Source organism: Pseudomonas sp. Pdm06 (assembly GCF_014851795.1).
GTDB lineage: Bacteria > Pseudomonadota > Gammaproteobacteria > Pseudomonadales > Pseudomonadaceae > Aquipseudomonas > Aquipseudomonas fluorescens_AA.
On sequence record NZ_JACVAH010000005.1, the window covers coordinates 366,763 to 376,773 of the forward strand.

A 10,011-nucleotide genomic window follows, 5' to 3' on the forward strand; every position below is an offset into this window, starting at 1 on the left:
CGCGCAGCGGTAGTTCAGTCGGTTAGAATACCGGCCTGTCACGCCGGGGGTCGCGGGTTCGAGTCCCGTCCGCTGCGCCATCTTCGGTTTCCTGGCCCTCTGAACGCCAGGTCACCACAAAAAGCCCGCTCATTGAGCGGGCTTTTTGTTGCCTGTCATTTGGCCGTTGCTACTGTTCGGCATTGCGGCTGTGGCGGTAGTCGCTGACCGCCTCGTACACCGCTTTACGCAAACGGTTAATGCCGCCGATAGGGCGATGGGCCTCGATGCCGAACCACGGATTGAACGACTGGTTGTCGCAAGCCAGGTTCAGCTTGGGCGTGTCGAAATCCTGGGCCGGCACCTTGATGTGCGCCACGGTCTCGAACGGTGCATCACTTTCCTGCCATTCAATACTGGTGTCTTCGATCGGCATGTACTTGCTCGGATCCTGACGCTGGATCTGCAAGACAAAACACGCCGGCACCCGGTCTGTGGATAACTGTTGGTTCAGGGCGCTGCGCAAGAAGTTCGGCAGGTCCTGGTTTTGCGGCGGCAAGTTGTAGCTTGGGCAGTTGTCCGGGTCCGGCGCGACGCGAAACTTGGCATTGGCTTCGCCGAATTTGTAAGGCGATACCGAGAAATAAGTGGTTTGGGTCGGACTGGCCGGAGCCGGCGAGAGGGTCGCCAGGGCGATGAACAGATGACGGATCTGCCAGGTGCGCGGGTCCAGGCTCGGAAAGAACGCCATCGCCTTCTTCCCGTCAGCCTGGGCGGCCACATTCTGACGGTACTCGGCGACATCACTGACAAAGAAGTTCGGATGATTGAACATCACGAAATCCTGCTCGCCCTGTGATTGCCGATCAGCAAGCAGTTGTTTGCCCGGTACGTTCAGCAGCTTGATCGCCATCCCTCGTGCATCGCGCAGGCTGTCGAATTGCGGATAAGCGTTGCCGTTGGACAGGCGGATCGTTGCCTGCCAAGTCTTGCCCGGTTCGGCAAACACGCCTTGGCGCAACGGCGCCGGCAGGTCGCTCGGCACCTGGACCTCGGCCATGACGCAACCGTGGGCCTTGGCATGGGCGTCGCGCAGGTAACGCGTGCCTTCGCGGTGCTGATCGACGATGCGGATCGCGGTCTGGATGATGTCCTGGGTCATGGCGGCTTCGCCGGGTGCAATCTGTTCCTTGTCCGGGACCGGTCCCTTGTGCTGCCAGGCAAACCAGGCCGTGGACAGGGCCCAGCCGAGCAACCCGATACCCAGCAGCCACAGGAGCGTCTTGCCCAAAAAGGCGCCGAGGCGCAGCCAGAGGGTGATCAACATGCCAACATCCTTTTACCGGTGAAAGTCATCATTACAGTTGCGACTCCAGTGGCCCGCCCAGCACTTTCAAATACTCCAGCAAGGCCCAGCGCTCCTGCGGTTGCAGCAAGCGGCCAATGACGCCGTTACCGCGCTCGCCCGCGCGGAACTCATGGCCGCTGTTGTGATTGCCGGTAATCCGGGTGTCGAAGATAAAGCCGTTGGTGAACGCTTCGGTGCGATAGCCCAGGTGGCGTGGGTCGTATTCGAAGTTGCCCTTATAGAACGTGGTCGCCCGCTCGTCCTGGGGCGACAGCAACTGATAAATCGTCGGCACCGAGCCGTTGTGCAGGAACGGTGGCGTGGCCCAGACACCCGCCAGTGGCCGGGCCTTGTAGGCGCGCAGTTCACGCACGCCAATGGGCAGGCCGAAACCGTCCAGGGCCGGGCGTTCGACGGGGGTGACACCGGCGTCGCGGTAAGCGCGGTTTTCGACGAAGGCGGTGACGTAGGCCAGGCCTTTGGCGACCGAAAGCTGGCTCAGGTCCAGCGGCTCCGTCGGGGTCGGGTGCAGTTGCACGTCCAGCTTCGCCAGTTCGGCTGGGTCCCATTGCAGGCTGGTCAGGTCGAAGCGGTGGTCGGCGATGTTATTGGCGGTGCCCGGGTCGGTGCCGATCACCTGCACAGGCAGCATGTGCAATTGCTGTACCGGCCTGTCAGGCCCCTGGACCACTTTGGGCACATGGCAGCCGGCGCAGTTTTCGGTGAACAGGGCACGGCCCTTGGCGGCCAAGGGTTTATCGATCGCGCCCAGCAACGCTTCCGGCCACACGGGCGGTTTGAGCAGTTGCAGGTTTTCTTCGATCTTGTTCAAGTCGCGCACGCGCACGCTGGAAGGGTATCGCGCGTCGCCCTGCAGCGGTTTGCCCTGGGCGTCGAAGAAATTCAGCGTGGCACCGACCCCCAGCGCTTCACCGACGTTGCGGGCCATCGGTTGCTGGGCCGATCCGTTCCATTGCACCCAGTCGAAGGTCCATATTTCCCACAGCTGTGGGTAATCCACTGGCGCGTTGGCGACCCGGTAGTTCTCCGCCGAAATGGCGTCGCCGAAGCTGGCATTGGCGATGCGACCGAAGGCGTCGGTACGCCCGGGGCCTTCTTCGGTGGGGTAGAGGCCGCGATGGGTATCGTTCCAGGCCACTCGCAGGAACGTGTCCAGGGAAACCTTGAACGCCTTGCGCAGCTCTTCGTGGCGGGCGTCGTAGTCCTTGCCCAATACTTGGCGGGCGAAGCGTTCGAATTTCCAAGGGTTGTAGTAGGTAGACGCCAGACTGGCGACCAATGCCTGTCCGAAACTGCCACCACGTAGCGTAGGGACACTAGAAGGCAGCACGTGCTGGGCCGAGCCACCATCGATCCGTATCGCCTGGCCCTTGAAGCGTAATTCGCCGGTATGACACGCCGCGCAGGTGATATCCAGGAACTGCTCGGTGCTGCCCGGATTCTGGTGCCGGGCGAACCCTACCGGCAAGTTGCCGGGGTTGTCAGGCGAGGCTTTCTGCGCCGGATCGATCAGGAAGCCGAAGCGCGCCAGGTACTCCGGCGAAGCGAAGCGTTGTTGCGAAAAAGGCAATTCGAGGGCGGTGAACCAGTCGTAGCGCAGGCCTTTGACCTGGGTACCCTGGGGGGTGAAGTAATACGTCTGGCGCTCGGCGGCACTCCATTGATCCAGGTAGTGCACCTGTTCGACGGGGGTATAGAACGGCAAGCGAGGATTGGCGACGTAATAAAGCACCACGGCCACGACGAGGATCAGCAGCGCGAGGAGGAGCAAGAGAATGCGAGAGAGAAGGCGCACGGTAACGTCCTTGTTTTTTTGATAAACCCTTATGCCTCAGTGCTGCGCGGCGGGCAAGTGGCCATTACCCTTGGCCTGTGGGGGAGCGGCAATGTGTCCCTGTACGTAACGGATGACAGATGCTTCATTTGCCCAGGATTAAAAAGCGTTTGCGGGCCTGAACTTATCATCACTTTGCGGCTCACATGCCGGTAGCCATTGGTCGTGGCCGCCTGATAAGCTCGCGGCTTTATTCGATTGCCCTTTAGGCGCATGAACAAGGAAATAGCATGAAACAGCATCGGTTGGCGGCGGCGGTGGCCCTGGTTGGCCTGGTACTCGCGGGTTGCGACTCGCAGACCAGCGTAGAGCTGAAAACCCCGGCGCAGAAAGCTTCCTACGGTATTGGCCTGAACATGGGCAAGAGCCTGGCTCAGGAAGGCATGGATGACCTGGACTCCAAAGCGGTCGCCCAGGGCATCGAAGATGCCGTTGGCAAGAAAGAACAGAAGCTGAAAGACGAAGAACTGGTCGAAGCCTTTGCCGCGCTGCAAAAGCGTGCCGAAGAGCGCATGGCCAAGATGAGTGAAGAGTCGGCAGCCGCTGGCAAGAAATTCCTCGAGGAAAACGGCAAGAAAGCCGGTGTTACCACCACCGCTTCCGGCCTGCAGTACGAAGTGGTCAAGAAAGCCGATGGCCCACAGCCTAAGCCGACCGACGTAGTGACCGTTCACTACACCGGCAAGCTGACCAACGGCACCGTGTTCGACAGCTCCGTCGAGCGTGGCAGCCCGATTGACCTGCCGGTCAGCGGCGTGATTCCGGGTTGGGTCGAAGGCCTGCAACTGATGCACGTCGGCGAGAAGTACAAGCTGTACATCCCGAGCGACCTGGCCTACGGCGCCCAGAGCCCGAGCCCGGCCATCCCGGCCAACTCGGTCCTGGTGTTCGACCTGGAACTGCTGGCGATCAAGGATCCGGCAAAAGAAGACGCAGCCAAGTAATCGCGTCTGCTATAACGACAACGCCTCGCTCATGCGGGGCGTTGTCGCATCTGGGCTACGGCAAATGGTAAAAAAACCGAACGCACGTGGCAGGCTACAGTCATAGGCAATACAGGCGCTGTGCTAGACGCAGTCAGCCGGTCAAGTCAATGAAATATTGGGTTTTTTTATGTGAGTAAAAAACGCCCGATCTAAGCCGGGCCCTTATGAAACGGGGGCTTCAGCGGTGAAATGCAGCTCTGTTCACAAGGTTATCCACAATTTGTGTGGATAACATTTCAGTGGGAGAAAAAATGAAGGCCCCGTGGAATTTTGCGCGATTTCTGCCCTTGGCAGGCCGCCTGCTGGCCCGCGGTCGATTACCGACGTTGCTCTTTGCCGTCGCCAGCAAAGGTGCCCGGGAGGGCGGACGGCTGGGCAAGCTCAAGGAGGACCTGCGCCTGTTGCAGGCCTTGTGCCTGGCTTACTGGCGGGGCGAATATCGCGCGGTCAGCGCCAAGTCGATGCTGTCGGTGGTGGCCGGGCTCATGTATTTCCTCAGCCCCCTGGACGCGATTCCGGATATCTTGCCGATGTTTGGCATGTTCGACGATATCGCAGTGCTGGCCTGGGTCATGAAAACCCTCGACGTTGAACTCGAGGCATTCCGCGCCTGGCGTTATCGGCAGTCTCCCGAGAAACTGGCCCAAGTCGAAAGGCTTCCCGATACCCCGGAACAACTCCAGCTCCAAGGGCAGAAAAAGTCCTGATCCCCAGAGAATTCATCACCCCGCGACCTTAGCCAGCATTTAGGATTACACTTCCAAGGAAAAAGGCTGACTCGCTAAGTGTTGTTGTCCTACGGGGTAAACATGGATATTCAAATAATCACACGTGATGGAGAGCCCGAGTACGCGGTTTTGCCGTGGGATCAGTACCAAGCGTTGTTGAAGGCAGCAGGCATCGATCAAGCTCCGCCGCGGGAAGCGACAGTCCGTCACGCGGCGGCACCTGGCCAGGTTCTCCCTGGCCTGGATCAGTTACGCAGTTTACGCGAAGGGAAGGGCATCGCCATCGAGGCGCTGGCCCGCACGGTAGGTATCAGCCCGTCTTATCTGGCCTTGATCGAGAGCGGCGAGCGACAGCCCGATGCCGCGATTCGGCGCAGTCTGGCCTGGGAGTTGACGGTGCCGGGTTGGAGGGAAGAATCGTGAGCGTACGCATCAGTCGGCAGCATTGGGATGGGTTGTTGGGGGAATTGGACCAGGCGCGTCGCCAACGCCATTTATTGACTTACCGCGCCTTGCTGGAGCGCCTGCAGCTACCCAGTCCGGCCATGCAGACCTTGACTGCGGCCCTTGAACACCTGGCGGCGCTGGACGCCCGGGCAGAACAGCCGCTGCGCAGTTCCCTGGTGATCAGCCAAGGCGCGAGCCGGTTGCCGCGCACGGGCTTCTTCGAATGCGTTGAGCGCCTGGGGCGTTTTTCCGGGCCTTCCGATGGGGTGGCCGCCGCCTCCTGGCACGCTTCGGAAGTGGTCCGGGTGTTTGAATACGAATACCCCGAGTCGGCGGAGGCCTGAGTGCTCTGGCGACTCAAGGCGCGGGTCGGTTATTGGCTGGCGCGCCGGTTGTTTCACTGGTCCTGGTTCGTCCGCCAGGCGCGTGGTTGGGCCTGGCTCGAGGGCCAATTCTCACGCATGGCGAACCTGGGCGACGTCGGTGCGCAAAGTTTCTATGGGCACATCCTCGCGTTTCGCGGCCAAGGGCTGGGCGCCCGTGAAGAAGGGGTTCGCCTGCTGCGGCTGGCGGCTCTGGCCGGTGATGGCAAGGCGGCCTACCAGGTCGGTGTGATCAGCCTGGCCGGTACAACCAGCAAGGCACCGGACCCGGTCGAAGCGGCACGTTGGTGGACCCTGGCAGCGAAAGCCGGGCATCCGTTGGCCGAGATCAAGCTCAAGGCACTCGAAGCTCGCGACCGCTAGCGTTATCCACAGGCTATTCGTGATGCAATCGGGCGAATTTAGCGAATCGCCCTACATCCTTTATCCCGTTCCCCTGACTTAATTCCTCCGTCATCCCCGGCACAGTCTCGCGCTCCCTGAGTGCTGCGAGACGCTGCCCATGTTCGACCGTTTTTTCCTGCCGGCCCTTGAGCGAGCCCTGCCCTGATGGAGCAGGTGAACCGTATAGAGCAGGAACTCGACAGTTTCAAGGGCACCCTGGCGGTCTACCGCGAGCAGCTTGAGCGCTGGTACAGCCGGGCGGCGGACCGGGCCAGCCACGCGGCCGACTTGCCCTCGCTGATGGGCATGGAGCGGCTGATCCGCTTCGGCGACAGCACCACCGCCGTCAGCAGCGGTGACGATGATTTCCTCTCCACGGTCGTCCAGTGCCCCCTGGGTGGGGTGATGACGATCGAGAGCAAGTTCGAGTCGGTGTACGACATCCCGCTGGGCGACATCGTGGTGGATGTGGTGGAGGTGAACAGCGGCAAGGTCACGCCGGTGACCCTGGACGCCCAGGGGCTCGGGACTTTCGAGGGGGAGGCGGGCAAGTCCTATCGGGTTCATGTCCAGGACAAGGTGTCTCCCGGGCAGATCGAGACGCTGTTTTCTTCCTACGATGGCTTGACTCGGGATCTGACGGACTGGCTACGGGGTGAGTGGCAAGGCTTCAAGCCGCGATGGGCCCGGCAGTCCTTGGCGACATCGGCGGCTGCGGTGGGGAACGGGTTGCTCGCCGGCAGTTGGGCGGCGATCGAGGGTGTGTGGGACAGCATCAGCCTGTTGTCGGACATTCTCAAGGATCCTGGTCAGTTTGTTGATCGATTGGGTGACAGCGCCGATCAGTTGAAGAAACTGGCACGAGACACGCCGCTGCTGATGGCGAAGCTGCAACTGCTGGCCAGCGACGAAGCGGCGCTGTGCCTGTTGGTGCGCACCGCCAGCCTCTGGCTGGAGATGCTGCCGCCCAGCGAAGTCGCCGGCGACACGGCCGAAGCACTCTCGACCGTGGTGGTGCAGTGCGTGATCGACTTGCTGATCGGCGTGGTCTTGACCTTTGCCGGGGCGGGGGCCGGGATCGCCTACCTGTCGATGCGGTTGGCCAGGCACGGCGCAACCCTGCTGAACTCCATGCAGCGTTTCGTCCAGGCGATCTTCGCGGTGGTCAACGGCTTCATGGCCTACGTGGACCGCTACAAAACCGTGGCGGCGCGCGGCGTCGCGGCGGGAATAAAAAAAGGCCGGCTGCAACTGCGCTGGGATGCGCAGCGCAACACCACGCTGAAAAAACACGAACCCCACGACGACGCCCCGGCCCAATCGAAAAACCCCAACGGCGACAGCGCCGACACCGCGGCCCAGACCCAGACCAGCGGCTGCCCGGTGTCGATGGTCACCGGCGAAGAACTGCTGACCCTGGACGATGGCACCCTCGACGGCCGCTTGCCGTTCGTCTTCACCCGGCTGTACCGCACCAGCGCCGTCGCCCTGGATGTCGGCCTCGGGCGCGGCTGGAGCCATGCCCTGGCCCATCGCCTGGAGCTCGACGGCGAGCAGATCACCTGGGTCGACCAGGAAAACCGCTGCACGATCTTTCCGTTGCCCACCACCCAGCGTCCGGCGATCCACAACAGCCTGGCCCGGGCGGCGATCTACCTGGGGGCCGCGCCGGACGAACTGATCATCGCCCAGCCCGGGGAAAACGCTCCGTTCCTGCACTTTCGCGACGGCCACCTGATCGCCCTCAGCGACCGCTACGACAACCGCCTGACCGTCCAGCGCAACATCCACGGCGACATCAGCCGCCTGGACAACGGCGCTGGGCGCTCCCTGCGCCTGCGTTACGAACAGCGCCACCTGGTCGCCGTCGACTACCAGAGCTTCCACCCGGCCCTCACCCTCGACGAAGCCTGGCGAACCGAGCAGACGCTGGTCTCCTACCGCTACGACGGACGTTTCCGACTGATCGAAGCGACCAATGCCGCCGGTGAAAGCGAACGCTACGACTACGACGACCAGCACGTCATCCTCCAGCGGCAACTGGCCGGCGGGGCGAGTTTCTACTGGGAATGGCAAGGCGTCGGGCCGGCGTCCCGCTGCGTACGGCATTGGGCCTCGTTCGCGCAGATGGACAGCCGCTACACCTGGGGCGAGGACGGCCGTGTCAAGGTCCGGCACCTGGATGGCAGCCAGGAAGTGTATGTCCACGACGACCGGGCGCGGTTGGTGCGCAAGGTCGAGCCCGACGGCGGCGAGCACCTCAAGGCCTACGACGAACAGGGCCGGTTGGTCGCCGAACAGGACCCGCTGGGGGCGGTCAGCGAATACCGCTACGACGACGTCGGACGGCTGGTGGCGCTGATTCCGCCGGACGAAGCGCCGACGTCCTACGAATATCGCAACGGTTTCCTGCACGCCCGTTCCCGCGGCAAGGCCGTGTGGACCTACCGCCGCAATGCCCGGGGCGATGTGATCGCGAGCATCGATCCCGACGGCCAGCGCACGGAATATGCCTACGACGCCCATGGGCAACTGCTGGCCAGGTATGACCCGGACGGTGGTGAGCATCGTTTCACCTGGAGTCGCCTGGGCCAACTGACCGAAGAGCTCCTGCCCGACGGCGGTCGGCGGTGTTTTGCCTACGACGCCCTGGGACGTTTGCTCAGCCGCCGGGACGAACACGGTGCCCTCACGCACTACCAATGGGACGCCGTCGGCCGCCTGCTGCAAGTCACCCTGCCCACCGGTGCGACCCGGGCCTGGAGCTACAACGCCTACGGCAAGGTCATCGCCGAGCGCGACGAGCAGGGCCGAACCACCCGCTACGAATACGCCGACGACCTGCACCTGGTCAGCCGCCGCCTGAACCCTGACGGCAGCGAGCTGAAGTACCGCTACGACTCGGCGCGGCTGCTGCTGACCGAGATCGAAAACGAATCCGGTGAACGATATCAGCTGGACTACACGCCCAACGGCTTGATCCGACAGCAAGTCGGCTTCGACGGCCAACGCACCGCCTACGCCTACGACCTCAACGGCCACCTGCTGGAGAAAACCGAGCACGGCGAGGACGGTTCGCAACGGGTCACCCGCTACCAGCGTGATGCGGCCGGGCGGCTGCGGATCAAGACCTTGCCCGACGGCCAGGCCATCGAATATCGCTACGACGACCTGGGCCGGCTGGTCCAGGTCGACGACGGCAGCGATCACCCCCTGGCCTTCGAATATGACGCCCAGGATCGGCTGGTCACGGAACACCAGGGCTGGGGCACCCTGCGCTATCGCTACGATGCCTGCGGGCGCCTCAACCACTTGCGCCTGCCGGACGACAGTCAGCTCGACTACCACCACGCCCCCGGTGGCGCGCTGACTGCCATCGACCTCAACGGCGTGCGCCTGACCGAACACCGCGTTGACGGCGGCCGCGAACGGCAACGCCGGCAGGGCCAGTTGCTCAGTGATTACACGTACGACGAACAGGGCCGCCTCAAGGCCCAGACCGTGTGGCAGAACCCCCAGCAGCAACTGTTCTGGCGCGACTATGCCTACAGCCCCCGGGGCAACCTCCAGAGCCTTTCCGACCAGCGAAACCGCCGCCGCTACCAGTACGACCCGCTGGATCGCCTGACCCGCATCGACTTTTCCCACAGCGAACCGCCGGAACACTTCAGCCACGACCCGGCCGGCAACCTGCTGATGCAGGACCGCCCTGGGCCGACCACCCTCAAGGGCAACCGCCTGCTGAGGGAGGGCGACCGCCACTACGACTACGATGCCTTCGGCAACCTGATCCGCGAACGCCGCGGCCAGGCCCTGGTCAGCGCCTACCGCTACGACAGCCAACACCGCCTGATCGGCGTCACCACGGCCGACGGCCGCGAAACGTCCTACCGCTACGACG

Annotated in this window: 8 protein-coding genes and 1 tRNA gene; 7 read left to right on the top strand and 2 right to left on the bottom strand. The window is 62.9% G+C overall.

From position 1 onward, the window contains the following. Positions 1-3: 3 nt before the first annotated feature. A tRNA-Asp gene (locus IB266_RS11685) sits at positions 4-80 on the top strand. 89 nt (positions 81-169) lie between these two features. On the opposite strand, the gene IB266_RS11690 is transcribed toward IB266_RS11685, so the two are convergent. Beyond that, complete coding sequence (locus tag IB266_RS11690; RefSeq protein ID WP_192261261.1) at positions 170-1,306, bottom strand: catalase family protein; 1,137 nt, start codon at positions 1,304-1,306, stop codon at positions 170-172. Positions 1,307-1,337: 31 nt separating this feature from the next. Beyond that, positions 1,338-3,143: a di-heme-cytochrome C peroxidase gene (locus tag IB266_RS11695; RefSeq protein WP_192261262.1), complete on the bottom strand. Its 1,806-nt coding sequence runs from the start codon at positions 3,141-3,143 to the stop codon at positions 1,338-1,340. Positions 3,144-3,412: 269 nt separating this feature from the next. Between IB266_RS11695 and IB266_RS11700 the strand changes: the two genes are divergently transcribed. The 6 genes from IB266_RS11700 to IB266_RS11725 form a co-directional block, all read left to right on the top strand. Then, complete coding sequence (locus IB266_RS11700) at positions 3,413-4,126, top strand: FKBP-type peptidyl-prolyl cis-trans isomerase (protein ID WP_003204577.1); 714 nt, start codon at positions 3,413-3,415, stop codon at positions 4,124-4,126. 293 nt (positions 4,127-4,419) lie between these two features. After that, the gene (locus IB266_RS11705; protein WP_060741098.1) at positions 4,420-4,875 is read left to right on the top strand and encodes a YkvA family protein; all 456 of its coding nucleotides are present in this window, start codon (positions 4,420-4,422) and stop codon (positions 4,873-4,875) included. Positions 4,876-4,977: 102 nt separating this feature from the next. Continuing rightward, positions 4,978-5,319 carry a helix-turn-helix domain-containing protein gene (locus tag IB266_RS11710; protein ID WP_053124879.1) on the top strand — a complete coding sequence of 114 codons (342 nt, stop codon included), beginning with the start codon at positions 4,978-4,980 and terminating at the stop codon, positions 5,317-5,319. Next, the gene (locus IB266_RS11715) at positions 5,316-5,687 is read left to right on the top strand and encodes a hypothetical protein (RefSeq protein ID WP_003179080.1); all 372 of its coding nucleotides are present in this window, start codon (positions 5,316-5,318) and stop codon (positions 5,685-5,687) included. The genes IB266_RS11710 and IB266_RS11715 overlap by 4 nt, the downstream gene beginning before the upstream one ends. Continuing rightward, the gene (locus IB266_RS11720; RefSeq protein ID WP_192261263.1) at positions 5,688-6,089 is read left to right on the top strand and encodes an SEL1-like repeat protein; all 402 of its coding nucleotides are present in this window, start codon (positions 5,688-5,690) and stop codon (positions 6,087-6,089) included. Positions 6,090-6,275: 186 nt separating this feature from the next. Beyond that, on the top strand, positions 6,276-10,011 hold a 3,736-nt coding region (locus tag IB266_RS11725), incomplete at its 3' end, for a DUF6531 domain-containing protein (RefSeq protein ID WP_192261264.1).

Coding starts and splice junctions, on each gene's coding strand:
- IB266_RS11705 (WP_060741098.1), top strand. CDS start 4,420: ATGAAGGCCCCGTGGAATTTTGCGCGATTTCTGCCCTTGGCAGGCCGC.
- IB266_RS11690 (WP_192261261.1), bottom strand. CDS start 1,306: ATGTTGATCACCCTCTGGCTGCGCCTCGGCGCCTTTTTGGGCAAGACG.
- IB266_RS11710 (WP_053124879.1), top strand. CDS start 4,978: ATGGATATTCAAATAATCACACGTGATGGAGAGCCCGAGTACGCGGTT.
- IB266_RS11700 (WP_003204577.1), top strand. CDS start 3,413: ATGAAACAGCATCGGTTGGCGGCGGCGGTGGCCCTGGTTGGCCTGGTA.